Source organism: Winogradskyella sp. SM1960, assembly GCF_020179375.1.
Classification (GTDB): Bacteria; Bacteroidota; Bacteroidia; order Flavobacteriales; family Flavobacteriaceae; genus Winogradskyella; species Winogradskyella marina.
Genome location: NZ_JAICBG010000001.1, coordinates 1,310,133 through 1,330,072, shown reverse-complemented (window position 1 = coordinate 1,330,072; position 19,940 = coordinate 1,310,133). Strand labels below are relative to the sequence as shown.

The window sequence follows — 19,940 nt, the reverse complement described above, 5'->3', positions numbered from 1 at the left end:
TGTTTTCTCTATGGTTTTATTGTTCTTGGACTTAGCGTGTTTATACGTGTTGCTCTAAAAACGTAAGTTTAATTTGTTTTATGCGTTTTCGCTCTAAAGCTTCTACAGTAAAAACGTAATTTTCGAAATTTATTTTACTTCCTATTCTAGGAAATCCACCCGAAATTTCCAAAACAAATCCAGCGAGTGTTTCTGCATCACCTTTTCGGTCTTCAAAAAGTACAACATCGGCTTCAATACCAACTATTTTGTACACATCTTTTAAAGGTGTTTTGCCTTCAAAACTATAATTGTTATTATCTAGTTTGGTGTAAACTAAATCATCATCATCGTACTCGTCACTTATATCACCAACAATTTCTTCAATAATATCCTCAAGCGACACTAAGCCAGATGTTCCGCCATACTCATCAACCACAACGGCAAGATGCACTTTTTTGGTTTGAAATTCTACCATTAAATCATCTAGTTTCTTGTTTTCTGGCACAAAGAAAGGCGCTCGTAAAATTGTAGTCCAATCAAATGTTTTCTTATTTAGATGTGGTAATAAATCTTTTACATAAAGCACACCTTTAATCGTATCTATACTTTCTTCGTAAACGGGAATTCTAGAATAACCATTTTCAATAATTTCGGTAATAATAGTTTTGTATGGAGTATTTACACTCAAAGCAAACAAATCCATACGTGGTCGCATCACTTGTTTGGTATCTGTGTTTCCAAAAGAAACAATGCCTTTTAATAGTTTTTGTTCTTCTTGTGTGGTGTCGTTATCATCTGTTAACTCTAAGGCTTGCGATAATTGATCGACACTAAGGTTAGAGCGTTGTTTTCCAAATTTATTATGAATTTGAATCGTTACATATCGCATCGGTAAGCTTAAGGGCGAAAACACAACGTCTAATACCTTAAGCGGTTTCGCCATAAATGAAGAAAATTTTACACTATTTCTACTAGCGTAAATCTTAGGGATAATTTCTCCGAATAGTAAAATTAAAAATGTCGCTAAAATAACTTTAACAAAAAAGGCAAGTTTAACGTCGAAAAAATAAAAATTAATGGAGTAATTAATATCGTCAAAAACGGTGTCGCTGATGGATGCAAACAATATAACAATAGCAATATTGATAAAATTATTAGCGACTAAAATAGTGGCCAATAACTTTTTGGGACGTTCTAACAGTGATGCAATTATTTGCATGCCTGGCGATTTGTTTTCTAAACCGTCGTCTAAGTTAGATTTGGTAAGCGAAAACAAGGCTACTTCTGCTCCAGAAATTAAAGCGGAACACAGCAGTAACACTACGAGCACAATGATGCTTGTTATAAAAGAAGTATTAGCAATTAATAAAGAGGATATTAAAACCGTGGGTTCTGGGTCCAAGATAAAGTTATATTAAATGGTTAAAATGGCAAATCATCATCACCTTCTTGTTCTGAAGTAGTCGATGCAGATGGTTGCGATTGAGGATTAGCATTTGGTGAGTTAGACGTTTTTGGTCGTTGTTGATCCGTTTTAGGAGTTAAAAATGTAAATTCATCACATTGTATTTCTGTAGAATAACGCTCCATACCTTTATCGTCCGTCCATTTTCTAGTTTTTATTCTACCCTCAATATAGACCTTGTCACCTTTAGAAAGGTATTTTTCACAAATTTCAGCAGCTTTATTTCTAACAACTATATTATGCCATTCTGTATTAGATATGCGCTCATTAGTCTGTTTACTAATATACGTTTCACTCGTAGCTATTGGAAAGCGGCCAACACAATTTTTATCATCAAAATAGTGCATTTTTACTTCATCTCCTAAGTTTCCAATTAGCATCACTTTATTTAAGGTTCCAGACATAATATTTAATTTTTAATTGATTACAAAGTTACTCAATTGCTTAGTCACTAGTTTAAAAGTAGTAAAAAAATGTGATTTCTTTAAGGTTCTAAAAACTGAAATTGTCAATAAAGTCACTTATAAGCACAGGAGCAGGATATTTTGAAAGCGAATTAACTAAAATTGCTTCTTTAGGAAGTGATTTTACCTCTATAATCCAAAACTTAGTGTAAAGGTGTTGGTGAGATAATTTGTGAACAATATCTGTTTCATTATATAAGGAGTAATCGAAAGATTCAGTTATTAATGCGGCCGCATCAAAATTTAAAAGATGAAATTCATTTGCAGTTAAACTTTTTTCAGATTCTATTAAAGGAAATTGATAGAGCTGTTGCCATATTCCTTTTTTAGTGCGTTTTTCAAAAAGTGTCTTTTTATGTTGATCTATAAACACCAAATAATTAAAGTATTTAACGGTAACTTTCGTTTTCTTTAATTTTATAGGAAGTAGGTCAACCTTTTGCTTTTGTATAGCAACACAACTATCTTGGAAAGGGCAAATGGAACAATCCGGATTTTTAGGCTTGCATTGTAGAGCACCAAATTCCATAATAGCTTGGTTATAGGTTGCTGGCTGATTGTGATCTATTAAAGAAGAAGCCAATGCTTTGAATTCTTTTATACCTTCAGTTGAGTTTATTGGAGTGTCAATTCCGAAATAACGCGATAATACACGATACACATTACCATCTACAACAGCAGCAACTTCGTTGAACGCAATAGAAGCAATGGCACTTGCTGTATAATCACCAACTCCTTTTAGCTTTAATAAGTCTTTATAATTGTCTGGAAATTCACCTTTAAGTTCATTTACAATATATTTAGCTGACGCATGAAGATTTCGAGCTCTAGAATAATATCCTAATCCTTGCCAAAGTTTTAAAATATCCGATTCAGATGCTTCAGCAAGATCAAAAACAGTAGGGTAATTGGCAACAAATGCGTCATAATATGGTAATCCTTGCTTAACTTGTGTTTGTTGTAAAATAATTTCTGATAGCCAAATATGATAGGGATTACGTGTTTTTCTCCATGGTAATTCTCGCTTTTTAACTGAGTACCAATTGATTAGTTTTGTGTTGAAATCCATTTAATTTTTTTAATGAAAAGCAAAATTAAATGTTTATTGTGTTAAATTTTAATTAATTACGTTTGAACTATTGAAATTAAATTACCTATATTTGCATCCCTTATAAAATTATAGTAACCCCTAAAACTAGTAAAAAATGACAAAAGCTGATTTAGTAGCGAAAATATCTGATAAATTAGGTATAGAAAAAGGTGACGTACAAGCCACTGTTGAAACATTCATGGAAGAAGTAAAGACATCTTTAGAAAGCGGAGATAACGTATATTTAAGAGGTTTCGGAAGTTTTATCATTAAAACAAGAGCTGAAAAAACAGGTCGTAATATTTCAAAAAATACTACAATAAAAATTCCAGCACACAACATCCCAGCATTTAAGCCTGCTAAAGTATTTTTAGAAGGAGTAAAGTCTAATGTTGAAGTAAACTAAGAAAGCATTTAAACAAAATATTAATCTAAAAAGCATTATTTATTATGCCAAGTGGGAAAAAAAGAAAAAGACACAAGGTAGCGACGCACAAGCGTAAAAAGCGTAGACGTGCGAATCGTCACAAAAAGAAATAAATTGTTAAAAGTAGTTTTATAACTACTTTTTTCAGTTTAAATGAAACGTTCTTTGATATAGAATTTAATAGCATTTAATAGAGTGCTATTCGATTTGTTGGATATTACATCCTGTGTCAAATAATTTAGTAAAATCCATCTATCTCAATGAAGAGTTAGATATAAATTAACATTATGAACAAGGAATTAATCGTAAGATCGAGTTCAGATATTGTTGATTTTGCCTTATTAAAAGATGGAAAACTTATTGAATTACATAAAGATGAAGAGGATAACAACTTTGCGGTTGGTGATATTTTTATTGCCAAAATCCGTAAAGTTATTCCTGGTTTAAACGCTGCGTTTGTTAACGTTGGCTATGAGAAAGATGGTTTTTTACACTATCATGATCTAGGACCGCAATTGCCTTCACTTTTAAAATTCATTAAACGTGTAAGCACAGGGAAATTAAAGGATTATACCCTTAAAGACTTTCCTATGGAGAAAGATTTAGATAAAAATGGCAGCATAGCAAACGCCATTAAATCTAATCAATCCCTATTAGTACAAGTAGTAAAAGAACCGATCTCTACAAAGGGTCCACGCATTAGCTCTGAATTATCTATTGCCGGAAGATACATTGTCTTGGTCCCGTTTTCTAATCGTATTTCAATTTCACAAAAAATTGATTCGCAAGAAGAAAAAGACCGTCTTAAAAGACTCGTAAAAAGTATCACACCTAAAGGGTTTGGAGTTATTATTCGTACTGTAGCAGAAGGCAAGAAAGTTGCCGAGCTCGACACTGATTTACAAAATTTGCTGGATAGATGGACGGCAATGTGTAAAAAATTGTACAAAGCGCATCACCCAACTAAAGTATTGGGAGAAATGAATAAAGCATCCTCTATTTTGAGAGATATTTTTAACGATTCATTCTCTGGTATCATAGTAGATGATGAAGAAATGTATGTACAAGTAAAAGATTATGTGCAACAAATTGCACCAAAAAAAGAATCTATAGTAAAGTATTACAAAAATGGTGTTCCAATTTTTGAGAAATTTGGCATAGAACGTCAGATTAAAACATCATTTGGTAGAACGGTTTCTATGGCAAAAGGAGCGTACTTGGTAATAGAACATACTGAAGCATTGCATGTTGTTGATGTTAACAGTGGTAACCGTTCTAATAAAGAAAAAAACCAAGAAGATACCGCTCTAGAAGTCAACATGATCTCTGCCCAAGAAATTGCAAGACAATTGCGTTTACGTGATATGGGAGGCATTATCGTTATCGATTTTATTGATATGGGTAAAGCAGAGAACAGAAAAAAGCTTTATAATTATCTTAGAGATGAGATGAAAGATGATAAAGCAAAGCATAAAATATTGCCGCCGAGTAAGTTTGGATTAGTGCAAATTACCAGACAACGCGTTAGGCCAGAACGCAATATTAAAACGAAAGAAGAAAATCCGAACCTAATAGGAGGAGACGAAATCGAAGCGCCAATTAAAGTGGTGGAGCGTATTAATCAAGATCTACAACGAATTTTCAAAAAAGACTATAAAAAGGTAACACTTAATGCACATCCTTTTATAGCAGCCTTTTTAACCAAAGGGTTTCCATCACCACGTTCAAAGTGGTTTATTGAACATAAAAAATGGGTAAAAGTTTTACCTAGAGATGCTTACACATATCTTGAATACCATATTTATGATAAAGATGGTAACAAAATCAAATAATATCTATTAAAAAAGCCCTTCCAAACTTGGAGGGGCTTTTTGCTTTTTTAAGTTTATTTACTCTTATTTGTAACGTCTTCTTGTATTCCAAATTAGTGAACTTGCATTGCTAAATTGTTTTGTCTTTGTACCAATTTTGCTCTCTGCTGTTATTTGCTTATTTAATTTCATAATTTATTTATTATCTCTTTTTTTTCGAGGTGCAAATGTACGACGCTTATACGCTTTAGAATACAATAGATTTGACAGCATTGTGTGTTATATTACCCTTATTTTGATTTTTTTAACACTAATCGGGTCAAAATAAAATATCTATTAAAAAAGCCCAACTAAAAGTTTTAGTTAGGCTTTTCATTTTTTGTATAATTTGAGTTTAATCTCTAGACATAAATATTCTTAAAATATACCAGAATAATAGCATTAAGGATGCAAATAATCCTAAAGCTGCCGGAATATAATCTTCAACTCCATAGGTCTTTACTAAATTAGAGGTTTGATACAAAATAGAACCTCCTGCTAATAAACACATCGCTACAGAGAACCATAGACCTAAATTGAAACCAAAAATTGCTCCTGCTATAATTAGACCTATCGCTATAAAGAAACCTATAGTTAATCCTGTTTTTAAGAATGAGAAATCGGTTTTTGTCATTAACACAGCGGCAGATAAACCTGTGAATAAAGCTAAAGTTACAATCGATGCCTGATAAAGGACCTCAGAACCAGATGGTCCCATAAGCTCTGTCACTATATACAACATAGGTACAAAAATTAAGGCTTCAAAAAATATGTAAATGCCGTAGGCTAGATACTGCTTGTTTTTATCAGTTGTTTTCATAGCCATGCTTTCAGCATAATTTGTAGCTAACATGAACCCTCCTAAGAGTAATAACCATTTATAGCCTTGAGTCATAGAAAGCATAAAGTTGACTACGGTTTCACTTTGTAATAGAAGATATTCGAATAAAATAAATACTAACACACCACCTGCAACGTGTGAGTATGTTTTTTTGTAAAAAGCAGTGCGTTCAACCTCAGAAATATGACCTATTAATATTTTTTCTGAGGAGTGATTTGGGAATTGATTATCCATCGTATAATTTAGTTTAGAAATGTTAAAGTAAGTCTTTTCGTGCTACACAACAAAAAAAGCCCTGAAAATTCAGAGCTTTTAATTTTATATTTTAAGTATTAATCTCTACCCCCAAACACTTGAAGTGCCCAATATAATAGAGATGCCAATGCTCCAATAGCTGCAACTAAATAGGTTCTGGCTGCCCATTTTAATGCATCTTCAGAACCTTTGTACTCATCCGGAGTTAGCATGTTTTTGTTTTTTAACCAAGCTAAAGCTCTGTTACTGGCATCATACTCTACAGGTAAAGTAATAAAGCTAAATAAGGTCGCAAAGCCCATAAATACTAAACCAGCTACAGCAACCCAGTAACCTAAGCCAACACCAGCAGCAGCTCCTAATATAAGACCGCCAATAACTAACCATTGCGACATTCCAGAGGTCACACTTACAATTGGTACTAATGCAGATCGCATTCCTAAAGCACTGTAAGCTTGGGCGTGTTGTACCGCATGCCCACATTCGTGAGCAGCAACTGCAGCTGAAGCTGCGTTACGCTGATTGTAAACGGATTCACTTAAGTTAACGGTTTTATTTTTTGGATTGTAATGATCCGTTAATTGACCTGGTGTAGAAATAACTTCTACATCATAGATACCATTATCTGCCAACATTTTTTCTGCAATTTCTCTTCCAGACAAACCATTGCGCAATTGTACTTTTGAGTACTTCGCAAATTTGCGTTTAAGTTGATTACTTACTAACCAGCTTACTAAAGCAATAGCACCAATTAGTATGTAATATCCGATCATTCCACTCATAATTTGAAATTTTTAATTCATGTAAATTTAATCAATGAATTGCAAATAGTGCGCCAAATTTGAGTTAAGAAATTTTGTCATGGTTTTAAGTAAGAACAACTAAATTACATCGCATCAACAGACCAGTTGAAGGCTTCTGCGATTTCTTCATATACAATCTTACCCTGAACAATGTTTAATCCTTTGGCAAGAGTTTTATCTTTTTTACATGCAGTTTCCCATCCTTCATTTGCTAAACGAAGCACATAAGGTAATGTTACATTGGTTAGCGCTAAAGTAGAGGTGTACGGTACAGCGCCTGGCATATTTGCGACACAATAATGAACAACATCATCTATAATAAATGTTGGATCTTGGTGTGTGGTTGCTTTTGTAGTTTCAATACAACCTCCTTGATCTACTGCTACATCTACTAAAACAGTTCCTGGGCGCATATCTTTAAGCATATCTCTAGTGATTAATTTTGGTGCGATTGCTCCTCTAACTAATACACCACCAATAATTAAATCGTGATCTTTTATGCGTTTTCTAATATTATACTCACTTGAAAACTCAGTAACCACATGGCTTGGCATAACGTCGTTTACGTAACGTAATTGTTTCATGTTAATATCCATAATGGTAACATGAGCTCCTAATCCTGCAGCCATCTTTGCCGCTTGAATGCCTACAACACCAGCTCCTAAAACTAAAACACGACCTGGAGGTACACCTGGCACTCCACCTAATAATACACCACGACCTTTAATAGGTTTTTCTAAATATTTTGCACCTTGTTGAATGGCCATTCTTCCGGCAACTTCAGACATTGGTGTTAATAATGGTAAGGATCCATCAACATCCTCAACCGTTTCATAAGCAATACATACCGAATTACTTTTGAGCATCGCCTTTGTTAATGGTTCACTAGAAGCAAAATGAAAATAAGTAAACACCACATGGTTAGATGTAATTAATGGGTACTCCTCAGCAATAGGTTCTTTTACCTTTACAATCATGTCGCTTGAAGCATACACCTCTTCTATAGTATCTAAAATAATGGCGCCAGCTTTTGTATAGTCCAAGTCCGAAAAACCACTACCAAAACCTGCTGTTTTTTGTATAAAAACGGTATGGTCATTTTTGGTTAATTCGAAAACTCCAGATGGTGTCATACCAACTCGGTTTTCGTTGTTTTTGATTTCCTTTGGAATTCCAATTTTCATGTTTTGTAGATTTTGAGATTGTTTGTAGGAAGAAAGTACTATCAAAAAAATTAGCTATGCAAATTTCTGCATAAGGTTGAATTCATTTTTATGAATTTACTATTTAGAAGCTTTTATTTTGAAAACTATTAAAAAATGTACTGATTTTGAGGTTGATATGGTATTTGACAACCAAACTCCAAAATTAGATGACGCTAAGTGTTTAAACAGAACTACTTAAGTGAAAATCACCGAATCATTTATAAACTCGAAACGGGATTTCTGAAATGACACCAGTATTGCGCTTGAATAGAAAATAAAATTACTAGCTTTACTTAGGTTGGGTGTGGACTTTAATGACGCGATTATCCCTAAAAGTAAGTTTGAGTTGCATCAGTTTAGGGTCCGAAAAACTCTCTTCAACACCTATTTCGTATGTAAAAACTTCAGTATCGTTAAATTCTGACTCGTTAGGCTGTCCTAGTTGCTCAATAACCTCTGTTTTTGTGGCGTTAATAAACAGTTTTTTTTCTAATATATCGTCTACCATTTTATAGCGTAAACTGGGACTTTGTCTCCATGTATCCTGATCAAAACGTTCTTCAAATTGGTAAATTAAAATTGTGCTCGCAACAAAAGCTATAAAGAATATAAATCCTATTTTGTCGTTTTGCTTGAGCCTTATGTTCATACTTATTTAACCTACAATGTTCACAATTTTACCAGGTACTACGATAACCTTTTTAGGTGTTCTACCATCTAATTGAGCAATAGTTTTTTCGTGAGCCATAACCGTTTTTTCAATCTCGTCTTTGCTCATATCCATTGGCAATTCTAGTGTAAAACGCATTTTACCATTAAATGAAATAGGATATTTTTTACTGCTCTCTACTAAATGACTCGCGTCAAATATTGGAAAACTTGCCGTAGATATAGAATTAGCATTTCCTAACTGCGACCATAATTCTTCTGCAATATGTGGCGCGTAAGGTGAAATTAAAACCAATAAAGGTTCTAAAACATCTTTACTTGTACACTTTTGAGACGTTAATTCATTTACAGCAATCATAAAGGTAGATACGGACGTGTTGAACGAGAAGTTCTCAATATCTTCTTCTACTTTCTTTATGGTTTTATGTAGTGTTTTTAAGTTGTCTGCTGTTGGTTGAGCATTATTAACTTTTAAACCATTGTCACCTATATATAATTTCCAAAATTTCTTTAGGAAGTTATGTACACCTGTTATACCTGCTGTATTCCATGGTTTATACTGTTCTAGAGGTCCAAGGAACATTTCGTAAAGTCTTAAACTGTCTGCTCCGTAATCTGCAACAATATCATCTGGATTAACGACATTGTATTTAGATTTAGACATTTTTTCGACATCTCTTCCCACTTTGTAAGCACCATCTTCAAGAATAAATTCAGCATCTTTAAAGTCTTCTCCAAACTCTCCATCAGATTTTAAGCCTTCAATATCTAATTCATCTGAAGCATTTACATATTGTACTTTTACGTGAATAGGTAATACATTTTTATCTCCAACAAGTCCTTTAGAGTAATATGTGTTATTGCTTTCATCTCTATAAACAAAAGCACTAGTTCCCAAAATCATTCCTTGGTTGATCAACTTTTTAAAAGGCTCTTCGACATTAACGAAACCGCGATCTTTTAATAGTTTAACCCAAAAACGTGAGTATAATAAATGACCTGTAGCATGTTCGCTTCCTCCAATATATAAGTCTACGTTTTCCCAATAGTTGAGGGCGTCTTCGCTTGCAAAAACACCATCTCTATTTGCAGCATCCTCCATATAACGGAAGAAATACCAAGAACTTCCTGCCCAACCTGGCATGGTGTTTAATTCTAAAGGAAACACGGTTTTATGGTCTATTAAATCATTACTGACCACTGAATTCTGGTTGACGTCCCAAGCCCAAACGTCAGCTCTTCCTAAAGGTGGTTCGCCTGTTTCGGTTGGCAAATATTTTTCAACTTCTGGAAGTCTAATAGGTAAATGCTCGGCATCTATCATTTGTGGCATGCCGTTGACATAATACACTGGAAACGGTTCTCCCCAATATCGCTGACGAGAAAAGACAGCATCTCGCAATCGGTAATTGGTTTTGCCTTCCCCTTGTCCCAACTGTTCCAAGTCATAAATAGCACGTTTCGATGCTTTTTTATAATTCATGCCATTTAGGAAATCGCTATTAGCAATTTTCACATTGTCTTTTGAGGCGAATGCTTCTTTAGAAATATCAACACCTTCAAATATATTTGGAATTGGAATGTTAAAATGTTTTGCAAAATCGTAATCGCGTTGGTCTCCACATGGAACAGACATTACAGCTCCTGTGCCATAGCCAGCAAGTACGTAATCGCCAATCCAGATAGGAATTGGTTCTTTTGAAAACGGATGCTCTGCATAAGCTCCTGTAAAGGCTCCTGAAATGGTTTTTACATCTGCCATTCTATCGCGTTCACTTCGTTTTGCAGTCGCTTCAATGTAGGCTTCTACTTCTGCTTTTTGTGCTGTGGTTGTTATTTGAGAAACGATTTCGTGCTCTGGCGCTAAGGTCATAAAAGAGACTCCGAAAATGGTATCTGGCCTTGTGGTGAAGACATCGATTTTTAAAGACTCTTCGACTTCGCTCAGAGTGACATTCGGTAAAACATTAAAAGATACAGATGCTCCAACAGATTTTCCTATCCAGTTTTTCTGACTTTCTTTTAAAGAATCTGTCCAATCAATAGTATCTAAACCTTGTAGTAAACGTTCTGCATAAGCCGAAATTCGCATGCTCCACTGCGTCATTTTTTTACGAACGACAGGATGGCTTCCACGTTCGGAAACTCCATTAACAATTTCGTCGTTAGCTAAAACGGTTCCTAATGCAGGACACCAGTTGACTTCCGTTTCTGCTAAATAGGTGAGTCTGTATTTTAAAAGAATGTCTTGTTGTTCTTCTGAGGAGTAATTAGCCCAATCTTCTGCTGAAAAAAGCTCAATATTATCATCGCAAACAGCATTGATATTTTTATTGCCCTCTGAAGTAAAGGCTTCAATTAAGGTGTCAATATGTTCAGCTTTATTTGAATCGTTATTATACCAAGATTCAAATAATTGAATAAAAATCCATTGGGTCCATTTGTAATATTCAGGATTTGAAGTACGTACCTCACGACTCCAATCGAAAGAAAATCCGATTTGATCTAACTGACGACGATAGGTTTTAATATTCGCTTCCGTAGTAACTGCAGGATGCTGACCAGTTTGAATAGCATACTGTTCTGCAGGTAAACCAAAACTATCATAACCTTGCGGGTGCAACACATTAAATCCTTTATGACGCTTGTAACGTGCATAGATATCACTAGCAATATAACCTAAAGGGTGACCAACATGCAAACCTGCTCCAGACGGATAAGGGAACATATCTAATACATAATATTTAGGTTTATCACTTTTATTAGTAGCTTTAAACGTTTGGTTTTTTGCCCAATAGTCTTGCCACTTTTTTTCTATGCTGTTAAAATCGTACTTCATTTAAATTGTTTTTTCGTGCAAAGGCATTGCGTATTCTTATATTCTTTGCGCGAATTTGTCTTTACTTTAGAGCGCAAATTTAATAATAACCTACTTAACTGCCTATTTTAAAATCAATAGGAATTATAAAAGAAAAAGCACCTTGTTTTAGACAAGATGCTTGTAGTAGGTTTATGTTCCGGTAGATTAAAATTTGTAGCCCAAACCAACTTGAAAAACACTATTAGTAATATCTGGATTTTCTACAACCGTTGAAATCCCGAAGTTATAACGTGCTTGCACAAATAGTTTTGAGTTAAGATCATAACCAAGACCTACATTCGCTCCGATATCTACACTAGACGCATCTGTATCGGCATCGGGTAAATCGCTATCTATGTATTCGGCTTTGTCATTTACGAGAAAAGAAAATTGTGGTCCTACCTCTAAGCTAAAACCTTCAGTTAAATAGTATTTTGCCATAACAGGAATAGCTAAATAATCGACTTTTATTTTTACCACATCTTGAGCTTCTGAGCCTTGTGTTGAGTATAAAAGTTCTGGTTGAAGTGAAAATTTTTCACTTAATGGAATTTCAGAAATGAATCCTACATGAAATCCGACGAGGCTATTTCTGTCTGCATCACCTCCTGTAAAGTTAGAAATATTTAGTCCGGCTTTGGCTCCAAATTCAATATCTTGAGCATTAGATTGTTGGGTGAATCCTAAAGTAGCAAGTAATGCTACAAAACATAATTTTTTCATAATAATTGATTTTTATGGTTTTTATTGATTGTTGAAGACTTGACAAAAACTATGCCATGCGAAAATTGAAAAATCATAAAATTTTAAATCTTTCAGTGTTAGTGTGTTATAAAAAAGGATGTCATTTATAATCATTCATATACTTTTTAATGTCATTTACAACACTATTAAAACTTAGCCGTTGTTATAGTAAACATAAGCAAATTCTTTATTATTTTTACAGCATAAATCTACATGTATTCATGGCATCATCTTTTGACAAATATCAAAAACGTAAACTTATATCTTCTTACGTCTCTGTAGTGATTAGTATCGCTTTGGTTTTGTTTCTACTAGGCTGTTTAGGTCTATTGGTTATCAACTCTAAAAAAGTAGCAGATCACTTTAAAGAGCAGGTAGTGATGACTATTTATTTAAATGATACCGCAAAAGAGGTAGAAGTCAACCAGCTAAAAAAGAGTTTAGCAATGGCAGATTATACCAAGGATGCGTTGTATGTCTCAAAAGAAGAAGCAGCGGAGTATATGAAAGCTGAAACAGGTGAAGATTTTATGGATTTTGTGGGTTACAATCCATTAAAGAATTCGATAGATGTTCATTTGAATGCAGAGTTTGTTACCACTGAAAAATTAACTGAAATTACAGAAGGCCTTTCCAATAAAGCGTTTATTGAAGAAATAAGGTATGATAATGATCTTGTAGAACTCATGAATGATAACGTTAAAAAAATTACGTTTTGGGTATTAATTATTAGTGGTTTGTTTACGTTAATTGCTGTGTTATTGATTAATAGTTCTATTCGTTTAGCCGTTTATTCAAAACGATTTATCATAAAAACAATGCAAATGGTTGGTGCAACCAAATCTTTTATCCGACGACCTTTTGTTTGGAAAAGTGTACAACTTGGTATTATTGGTGCACTTGTCGCCTTAGGAGGAATGGCAATTGTATTGTACTATTTAGACCTAACGTTTCCAGAATTGGAATTACTGAAGAACTCAATGCTAATTATTGGATTATTTGTTGGTATTTTCCTTTTAGGCATTCTAATCACTTGGATTAGTACATTTATCGCCACGCAACGTTTCTTAAACCTAAAGACAGATCATTTGTATTACTAGATGTTAGGAAAATACTAATGTGAACTTATATTTATAAATAAATCTGTTACTTTGCAACGTATTAAAGCATAGCTTAAAGATTATGGGAGAACAAAAACGTAAGGAAGACAATACATCTGAATTCATTTTCGGAAAGAAAAATTATAAATTCTTATTTATAGGTTTAGCATTTATTGTTGTTGGGTTTATCCTAATGTCTGGTGGTGGTAGTGACGATCCTAATGTTTTTGATGAATCTATTTATAACTGGAGACGTATCCGTTTAGCACCAACACTTGTATTAATTGGTTTTGGTATTCAAGTTTATGCTATTCTTTTAAATCCTAAAAAGGGCGTAAAAAAATAATTCATTTTTTATATACATTTACAGCGTATCACTCTCTTAATTGATACTTTTACCTCATGGAAATTATAGATGCAATTATTTTAGGGATTATCCAAGGTCTCACTGAGTTTTTACCGGTATCATCAAGTGGTCACTTAGAAATAGGAAAAGCCATTCTTGGAGATAATTCTGTACCTAAAGAAAGTTTGTTATTTACTGTTGTCCTTCATTTTGCCACAGCATTAAGTACTATGGTTATTTTTAGAAAGGATATTCTTCTAATTATAAAAGGAGTTTTAAAATTTGAATGGAATGAAGATCTTCAGTTTATTTCAAAAATCGCCTTATCCATGTTACCAGCAGTTATTGTTGGTGTCTTTTTTGAAGAAGAATTAGAACAACTCTTTAACGGAAATATTTTGCTTGTAGGATGTATGCTTATTGTTACAGCTATTTTACTTTTCTTAGCAGACAAAGCGAAAGACACACAGAAAAAAGTATCTTTTTCTAATGCGTTTGTAATTGGTATTTCTCAAGCTATTGCAATGCTACCAGGTATTTCGAGATCTGGAGCTACAATTTCTACCTCTGTATTATTAGGTAATGATAAAACTAAAGCAGCACGATTCTCTTTCTTAATGGTAGTCCCTCTTATTTTTGGTAAAATTGCGAAAGACCTTTTAGGTGGAGAATTAACTTATGATAGTTCTAATGTTACCGCTTTAGGTGTTGGATTTATTGCTGCATTTGTCGCAGGTTTATTTGCTTGTACTTGGATGATTGCTTTGGTGAAAAAAAGTAAATTATCTTATTTTGCTATCTACTGCGTCGTTGTTGGTCTTATTGCTATAATTTGGTCTCTAGTATAAATGAAAACAGAAGAAGATTATAAAACCGGACAAGTCTTATTAATTGATAAGCCACTAACATGGACGTCTTTTCAGGCCGTTAATAAATTGCGCTGGTCTATACGACAAGCTTTCAGTATTAAAAAAATTAAAGTAGGTCATGCTGGTACTTTAGATCCTTTGGCAACAGGTTTATTAGTGATTTGTACAGGTAAAATGACCAAGCAAATTAATACGTTTCAAGGTCAAGAAAAGGAATATACAGGGACTTTTGCTTTAGGTGGCACAACTCCGTCTTTTGATTTAGAAACTGAGGTCAATGAAACCTTTCCAACAGATCATATTACAGAGGAATTAATTTATTCTACCACCCAACAATTTATTGGTAAAATAGACCAATTTCCACCAGTGTTTTCTGCGATTAAAAAAGATGGAAAACGTTTGTACGAATTTGCAAGAGCAGGTGAGGAGGTTGAAGTAAAATCGCGACAAGTAGAAATTACCGAATTTGAAATCACAAAAATAAGTGGTTTAGAGTTACATTTTAGAGTGGTTTGTAGCAAAGGAACTTACATTAGATCCTTGGCAAACGATTTTGGAAAAGCATTAAATTCTGGAGCACATTTAGCGTCATTACGTCGCACTCGTATAGGTGATTTTAAAGTTGAAGATGCTCTTACTCCCGAAGCTTTTATAGCTAATTTGCCTTCTAAAGGGTGATTTAACACGGGTTTATGATGGGTACTTAAACTTTTTCTTCGTTATATTCGTATCTATTAATAGACTAAAACTATTTTAAACTGAATTTTGTTGATAAACATAAAGCCGCAATAATTACATTTCTTTTAGTAGGAATTGTAGTTTTTGGTATGTTTAGTCTTCAGTTAAAGATCCAAGATGACTTAGTAACTGAGAGTTATTACCTTATGGAACCAGAGCCTGAAATCACAAAAGAAGAGCTTCAGGAGATTGAAGATATCAACGGTGAATCTACCAACAAAGCATTTAACGAAGATCAGGAATACAAAGAAATGATGCGCAACTTTAAAACTGTTGACGCTAATGATTTTGAACGCACTACAAAAGCCATGGCAGAAGCTAAGGCAAGTGAGGTACAGGAGGAAACGAGTATTACTAAAACCTATTCAGGTAGTAATGCATATGCCTTAAATTCTGACGAAACACAATCGTATAAAAAACTACAAGAAGCGTTAAAACAACGTCTTAACAACAAAAAACAAGCAGACGAACACGCCAAAACAAAAAGCACACTTACCTATTCTTTAAAAGGTAGAACTCTAGCGCATTATAAAACACCACGATATTTATGCGAAACTGGTGGGAAAATAGTAGTGAGTATTAGAGTTAATGCGTCAGGAGATGTTATTGATGCTTATATCAATGGATCTTCTAATTCTAACAACCAGTGTTTAATAAATCATGCTATTTCTTATGCCGAAACGGTTCAGTTTGACACCTCAGACAAAAACGAGCAATTAGGCACCATTACGTTTTTGTTTAAAGGGAAATAGTTGAATTTGCGACCTTTTTTAACTTTACCTAGCACTTAGGTTAGCGACCTGATTTTAGTTGTTATTTTAATAAGTTAACCAAGTCTTCAATAGTAGATTGGCCTTTATCTTTATTATACCAACGCTGTAAATCTTCTTTAAATTCTGGCGTTAACATACCATGCTCAGCCTTATAAGCTTGCACCATGTTTGTCGCAACTGTAGGTCGTGGTCCATAGGTGTTTAAAACAGTATTGGTTTCAGAATCTAACATAATTAACTTAGGTATAGATTTCCCTCCATTAGTTAAAAACTGATCCATAAGCGCTTCGTTGTCATCTCTGAGTACAATTTTATAATCTATAGCATCATTGAGTTCTGCCACTTTATTAAGTATCGGCATTACATGTGCAGCATCACCACACCAACTTTCAGAAATAACCAACCATGTTACTTTTTTATCAAAATTCTCAATTGTAGATTTTGTAGCGTCAGCAACTTTTGCAGTTTTATCCCAACGTCTCATACGTCTATCGTTTAGTTGGGTATATGCAACCATAGCTTCCGATTTATCGTTTCCGGTTGCAGATTGCTCTTCTACTAAAGTTGTAACTAAGGCTCTATATTCAGCATAAGTCATACTATTTTTTAGACTTTCTGAAATAATATCGTTTAAAGTAAGTGTCTCTGTATTCATATAACAAAAATAAGAATCTGTTGCTGTTTATTGTGCAACTGTTGTTACATTAGTAGCACTAATTTAATTTCCTTACAGTATGAAAAAACAGAGATGTGGTTGGTGTGTTGGTGATCCGTTATATGAAGCCTATCACGATGAAGAATGGGGAGTTCCGGTATATGATGATGCGACCTTATTTGAGTTTTTAATTTTAGAAACCTTTCAGGCTGGTTTAAGCTGGATTACGGTTCTAAAAAAGCGAGAGAATTTTAGAAAAGCTTTTGATAATTTCGATTATAATACAATTGTAAAGTATGACGCTTCAAAAGTTGAAGACTTATTACAAGATGCAGGTATCATAAGGAATAAGTTGAAAGTAAAAGCAACGATAACTAATGCCGAAGCTTTTGTAAAGATTCAGGAAGAATTTGGGTCGTTTTCAAAATATATATGGGATTTTGTAGATGGGAAACCCATAAAGAATACAATTAAAAACTATAAAGAAGCTCCAGGAAATACACCGTTAAGTGATGCCATAAGTAAGGATTTAAAAAAGCGTGGTTTTAAATTTGTAGGTTCCACTGTGATATATGCACATATGCAAGCCACAGGTATGGTGAATGACCATGAGGTCTCGTGTTTTAGATACCATGAGGTTTAATAAAATCTAGAAACTCAATGCGTGAGATATGTTTTGCTCCTAAACTTTCGAGGTGTTTGGTGTGTAATTGACAATCAATTAATTTGTAATTAGAATTTTGAATATATGTTATAAAACCCGCTTTACTCGCATTACTCACTTTAGCAAACATACTTTCGCCACAGAAAACAGTATCATTAACTTCAATACCATATAATCCACCAACAAGTTCATCGTTTTGCCAGACTTCAATAGATTTCGCATAACCGAGTTCATGTAACTTTAGGTAAGCGTTAATCATATCATCTGTAATCCATGTACCATATTGGTCATTCCGTTTTACATTAGCACAGTTTTCTACAACACTTTCAAAAGCTTTGTTTGTGGTAACCTGAAACGTTGATTTTTTTAAAACCTGTTTCATGCTTTTAGACACCTTTAAATCTTCAGGGAACAAAACAAATCGTGGATCTGGCGACCACCAAAGTATTGGTTCATCATCTTGAAACCACGGAAATATACCTTTTGAATAGGCGTAAAGTAAACGCTCTGGTGACAAATCTCCTCCAATAGCTAGAAGTCCATCAGCAGAAGCTTCAGATACCTCTGGGAATTCAATTTTTTGAGTTAAAAAGTGCATCGTTTTAAATAGAATTCAAATTTAAGTGCTGTAGGTTATGATTGATTTTTTTAATAAGTTGATAAAAAATTAATTATCAAGGCAAAAGCTAAAACCATATTTCAATTTTAACTAAATAACTAAATAACTAAATAACTAAATAACTAAATAACTAAATAACTAAAAAAGAAAAAGACCTGTTTTTAAAATTTAAAAAACAGATCCTTTTACTATATGTGTTTAATCTTTCTGGTTAGAAAGGTAAATCATCGTTATCATCATCTTTTAAATCACTTACTGGTTCAAAAGCTTCTGTTGGTGGTACAGGAGGCATACCTTCACTTGGCGCTTGCGCTTGTAAAGCTTCAATTCTCCAACCTTGAATAGAGTTAAAGTATTTCGTTTCACCTTGTGGGTTTACCCATTCTCTTCCTCTAAGGTTTATGTTAATTTTTACCTGCTGACCTTCTTTATAGTTGTTTAATAACTCTGTTTTATCTTGAACAAATTCCACCATAATATGTTGTGGATATTGCTCTTCTGTAGTTACTACAACTTCTCTTTTTCTAAACCCGTTACTACCAAAAGTTTGAGTCTCTCCTACCATTTTAATTCGTCCTTGTACTTCCATTTTTGCTTAATCTATAATTTATTTTATTCTTAATTTTTTTGAGGCTACGAAAGTAATAACTTCCAAGCACTTTCTACGTCTCCATAGCTCAAATAATTTTGAGCTAACTTGTGTTTTTCTCTGTGAGAAGCTATTTTAATGTCTGGATAGCGCTCACTAATATCTTCAACAAATTTACTCACGTCATCTTTATTTGGCAAAGCTTCTACGTTAGCAAGCATTCCAAGATTGTTTCCTGTTAAGATCATGCTGTTTTTTACATGTTCTGGCATATTGTCTACACCAATTCCCATATTCTTTAACGGTTTAGGAATTTCAAAAAAACCTTTGTTTGCTCTACTGTAATAACTGCCTCCAGCTCTTGCGACCAAATCTAACGCGTTTTGATTTATGGTTTGATCGTCGTTTAGAACTTCTTCTGAAATATGAAGTTTTACCACTTCACAAATCACTAAATTTCCGGCGCCTCCTTCAGTTCCCAATTGAATAATATCGTTTACCTTACATTCTAATTGTATAGGTGATTCTGCTACTCTAAAAGGCTTTACCTTATCTGACGCTAACATGGATAATCCAGATTTTTCAAACTCATTGGTGCCTTCAGGATATTCTGTACTTGCTAAGGATGTTTGATGTACAATATCATAATTTACCACATTAATTACTACTTCTTTAGTGGCTTCTACATTATGCAATGTATGTTTTGTGGTATTATCTCTAACACGCCTTGCAGGTGAAAAAACCAAAATCGGTGGATTAGCGCTAAACACGTTAAAAAAGCTAAATGGCGATAAATTTGGATTTCCGTTGGCATCAACTGTACTAGCAAATGCAATTGGTCTTGGTGCAACAGCACTTAGTAAATAGCCATGTAAAGTGCCAGTTGTAAGATCTTTAGGGTCAAATGAAGCCATGTAGTTTGCTGATTTTCA

Annotated in this window: 21 protein-coding genes; 8 read left to right on the top strand and 13 right to left on the bottom strand. The window is 33.8% G+C overall.

Annotated elements, in window-relative coordinates; all coding sequences use genetic code 11:
* Nucleotides 1-40: 40 nt before the first annotated feature.
* From K1X16_RS05650 to mutY, 3 genes are all read right to left on the bottom strand, one after another.
* A complete protein-coding gene (locus tag K1X16_RS05650) occupies nt 41-1,384 on the bottom strand; it encodes a gliding motility-associated protein GldE (protein WP_195870141.1) in 1,344 nt (447 codons plus the stop codon).
* Nucleotides 1,385-1,404: 20 nt separating this feature from the next.
* On the bottom strand, nt 1,405-1,851 hold the full coding sequence (locus K1X16_RS05645) for a single-stranded DNA-binding protein (protein WP_225035358.1): 447 nt from the start codon (nt 1,849-1,851) through the stop codon (nt 1,405-1,407).
* Between the two features lie 88 nt (nt 1,852-1,939).
* On the bottom strand, nt 1,940-2,980 hold the full coding sequence (mutY, locus tag K1X16_RS05640; protein ID WP_225035357.1) for an A/G-specific adenine glycosylase: 1,041 nt from the start codon (nt 2,978-2,980) through the stop codon (nt 1,940-1,942).
* A 136-nt stretch (nt 2,981-3,116) separates the two neighbouring features.
* On the opposite strand from mutY, the gene K1X16_RS05635 reads away from it, so the two are divergent.
* Together K1X16_RS05635 and K1X16_RS05630 are read left to right on the top strand one after the other, a co-directional pair.
* A complete protein-coding gene (locus tag K1X16_RS05635) occupies nt 3,117-3,407 on the top strand; it encodes an HU family DNA-binding protein (RefSeq protein WP_008270198.1) in 291 nt (96 codons plus the stop codon).
* Nucleotides 3,408-3,715: 308 nt separating this feature from the next.
* Entirely contained in the window at nt 3,716-5,260 is a 1,545-nt protein-coding gene (locus K1X16_RS05630) for a ribonuclease E/G (RefSeq protein ID WP_195870138.1), read from the top strand.
* 373 nt (nt 5,261-5,633) lie between these two features.
* On the opposite strand, the gene K1X16_RS05625 is transcribed toward K1X16_RS05630, so the two are convergent.
* The 6 genes from K1X16_RS05625 to K1X16_RS05600 all read right to left on the bottom strand — a co-directional run bounded on the left by K1X16_RS05625 (nt 5,634) and on the right by K1X16_RS05600 (nt 12,634).
* Nucleotides 5,634-6,353 (bottom strand): Bax inhibitor-1 family protein, encoded by a 720-nt coding sequence (locus tag K1X16_RS05625; RefSeq protein WP_195870137.1) that lies wholly within the window; start codon nt 6,351-6,353, stop codon nt 5,634-5,636.
* Between the two features lie 98 nt (nt 6,354-6,451).
* Entirely contained in the window at nt 6,452-7,147 is a 696-nt protein-coding gene (locus K1X16_RS05620) for a zinc metallopeptidase (protein ID WP_225035423.1), read from the bottom strand.
* A gap of 113 nt (nt 7,148-7,260) precedes the next feature.
* Nucleotides 7,261-8,361, bottom strand: a complete 1,101-nt coding sequence (gene ald / locus K1X16_RS05615; protein ID WP_225035356.1) for an alanine dehydrogenase — start codon at nt 8,359-8,361, stop codon at nt 7,261-7,263.
* A gap of 310 nt (nt 8,362-8,671) precedes the next feature.
* Nucleotides 8,672-9,031, bottom strand: a complete 360-nt coding sequence (locus tag K1X16_RS05610) for a hypothetical protein (protein WP_195870135.1) — start codon at nt 9,029-9,031, stop codon at nt 8,672-8,674.
* Nucleotides 9,032-9,037: 6 nt separating this feature from the next.
* On the bottom strand, nt 9,038-11,890 hold the full coding sequence (gene leuS / locus K1X16_RS05605) for a leucine--tRNA ligase (RefSeq protein ID WP_225035355.1): 2,853 nt from the start codon (nt 11,888-11,890) through the stop codon (nt 9,038-9,040).
* Between the two features lie 186 nt (nt 11,891-12,076).
* A complete protein-coding gene (locus tag K1X16_RS05600; RefSeq protein WP_225035354.1) occupies nt 12,077-12,634 on the bottom strand; it encodes a porin family protein in 558 nt (185 codons plus the stop codon).
* Between the two features lie 242 nt (nt 12,635-12,876).
* Here K1X16_RS05600 and K1X16_RS05595 point away from each other — a divergent pair, with 242 nt between their 5' ends.
* The 5 genes from K1X16_RS05595 to K1X16_RS05575 all read left to right on the top strand — a co-directional run bounded on the left by K1X16_RS05595 (nt 12,877) and on the right by K1X16_RS05575 (nt 16,460).
* The gene (locus K1X16_RS05595) at nt 12,877-13,755 is read left to right on the top strand and encodes a cell division protein FtsX (protein WP_225035353.1); all 879 of its coding nucleotides are present in this window, start codon (nt 12,877-12,879) and stop codon (nt 13,753-13,755) included.
* 82 nt (nt 13,756-13,837) lie between these two features.
* Nucleotides 13,838-14,101, top strand: coding sequence for a DUF3098 domain-containing protein (locus tag K1X16_RS05590; protein WP_195870131.1), 264 nt, complete (start codon nt 13,838-13,840; stop codon nt 14,099-14,101).
* Between the two features lie 56 nt (nt 14,102-14,157).
* Nucleotides 14,158-14,949, top strand: coding sequence for an undecaprenyl-diphosphate phosphatase (locus K1X16_RS05585; RefSeq protein WP_225035352.1), 792 nt, complete (start codon nt 14,158-14,160; stop codon nt 14,947-14,949).
* Nucleotides 14,950-15,648 carry a tRNA pseudouridine(55) synthase TruB gene (gene truB / locus K1X16_RS05580; protein WP_225035351.1) on the top strand — a complete coding sequence of 233 codons (699 nt, stop codon included), beginning with the start codon at nt 14,950-14,952 and terminating at the stop codon, nt 15,646-15,648.
* Nucleotides 15,649-15,797: 149 nt separating this feature from the next.
* A complete protein-coding gene (locus K1X16_RS05575) occupies nt 15,798-16,460 on the top strand; it encodes a hypothetical protein (RefSeq protein ID WP_195870128.1) in 663 nt (220 codons plus the stop codon).
* 61 nt (nt 16,461-16,521) lie between these two features.
* Here the strand turns inward: K1X16_RS05575 and K1X16_RS05570 are convergent, their stop codons facing one another.
* Entirely contained in the window at nt 16,522-17,136 is a 615-nt protein-coding gene (locus tag K1X16_RS05570; protein WP_225035350.1) for a thioredoxin family protein, read from the bottom strand.
* A gap of 79 nt (nt 17,137-17,215) precedes the next feature.
* Between K1X16_RS05570 and K1X16_RS05565 the strand changes: the two genes are divergently transcribed.
* Nucleotides 17,216-17,779, top strand: a complete 564-nt coding sequence (locus K1X16_RS05565) for a DNA-3-methyladenine glycosylase I (RefSeq protein ID WP_195870126.1) — start codon at nt 17,216-17,218, stop codon at nt 17,777-17,779.
* Here K1X16_RS05565 and aat read toward each other — a convergent pair.
* From aat to K1X16_RS05550, 3 genes are all read right to left on the bottom strand, one after another.
* Nucleotides 17,760-18,398 carry a leucyl/phenylalanyl-tRNA--protein transferase gene (gene aat, locus K1X16_RS05560; RefSeq protein WP_225035349.1) on the bottom strand — a complete coding sequence of 213 codons (639 nt, stop codon included), beginning with the start codon at nt 18,396-18,398 and terminating at the stop codon, nt 17,760-17,762. The genes K1X16_RS05565 and aat overlap by 20 nt on opposite strands.
* 232 nt (nt 18,399-18,630) lie before the next feature.
* The gene (locus K1X16_RS05555) at nt 18,631-19,008 is read right to left on the bottom strand and encodes a DUF3127 domain-containing protein (protein ID WP_195870124.1); all 378 of its coding nucleotides are present in this window, start codon (nt 19,006-19,008) and stop codon (nt 18,631-18,633) included.
* Nucleotides 19,009-19,052: 44 nt separating this feature from the next.
* Complete coding sequence (locus K1X16_RS05550) at nt 19,053-19,922, bottom strand: flavin reductase family protein (protein WP_195870123.1); 870 nt, start codon at nt 19,920-19,922, stop codon at nt 19,053-19,055.
* Nucleotides 19,923-19,940 lie beyond the last annotated feature (18 nt).

Coding starts and splice junctions, on each gene's coding strand:
- K1X16_RS05550 (WP_195870123.1), bottom strand. CDS start 19,922: ATGGCTTCATTTGACCCTAAAGATCTTACAACTGGCACTTTACATGGC.
- K1X16_RS05625 (WP_195870137.1), bottom strand. CDS start 6,353: ATGGATAATCAATTCCCAAATCACTCCTCAGAAAAAATATTAATAGGT.
- truB (WP_225035351.1), top strand. CDS start 14,950: ATGAAAACAGAAGAAGATTATAAAACCGGACAAGTCTTATTAATTGAT.
- K1X16_RS05620 (WP_225035423.1), bottom strand. CDS start 7,147: ATGATCGGATATTACATACTAATTGGTGCTATTGCTTTAGTAAGCTGG.
- leuS (WP_225035355.1), bottom strand. CDS start 11,890: ATGAAGTACGATTTTAACAGCATAGAAAAAAAGTGGCAAGACTATTGG.
- K1X16_RS05610 (WP_195870135.1), bottom strand. CDS start 9,031: ATGAACATAAGGCTCAAGCAAAACGACAAAATAGGATTTATATTCTTT.
- K1X16_RS05600 (WP_225035354.1), bottom strand. CDS start 12,634: ATGAAAAAATTATGTTTTGTAGCATTACTTGCTACTTTAGGATTCACC.
- K1X16_RS05630 (WP_195870138.1), top strand. CDS start 3,716: ATGAACAAGGAATTAATCGTAAGATCGAGTTCAGATATTGTTGATTTT.
- K1X16_RS05635 (WP_008270198.1), top strand. CDS start 3,117: ATGACAAAAGCTGATTTAGTAGCGAAAATATCTGATAAATTAGGTATA.
- ald (WP_225035356.1), bottom strand. CDS start 8,361: ATGAAAATTGGAATTCCAAAGGAAATCAAAAACAACGAAAACCGAGTT.
- K1X16_RS05590 (WP_195870131.1), top strand. CDS start 13,838: ATGGGAGAACAAAAACGTAAGGAAGACAATACATCTGAATTCATTTTC.
- mutY (WP_225035357.1), bottom strand. CDS start 2,980: ATGGATTTCAACACAAAACTAATCAATTGGTACTCAGTTAAAAAGCGA.
- K1X16_RS05585 (WP_225035352.1), top strand. CDS start 14,158: ATGGAAATTATAGATGCAATTATTTTAGGGATTATCCAAGGTCTCACT.
- K1X16_RS05575 (WP_195870128.1), top strand. CDS start 15,798: ATGTTTAGTCTTCAGTTAAAGATCCAAGATGACTTAGTAACTGAGAGT.
- aat (WP_225035349.1), bottom strand. CDS start 18,398: ATGCACTTTTTAACTCAAAAAATTGAATTCCCAGAGGTATCTGAAGCT.
- K1X16_RS05565 (WP_195870126.1), top strand. CDS start 17,216: ATGAAAAAACAGAGATGTGGTTGGTGTGTTGGTGATCCGTTATATGAA.
- K1X16_RS05645 (WP_225035358.1), bottom strand. CDS start 1,851: ATGTCTGGAACCTTAAATAAAGTGATGCTAATTGGAAACTTAGGAGAT.
- K1X16_RS05555 (WP_195870124.1), bottom strand. CDS start 19,008: ATGGAAGTACAAGGACGAATTAAAATGGTAGGAGAGACTCAAACTTTT.
- K1X16_RS05595 (WP_225035353.1), top strand. CDS start 12,877: ATGGCATCATCTTTTGACAAATATCAAAAACGTAAACTTATATCTTCT.
- K1X16_RS05570 (WP_225035350.1), bottom strand. CDS start 17,136: ATGAATACAGAGACACTTACTTTAAACGATATTATTTCAGAAAGTCTA.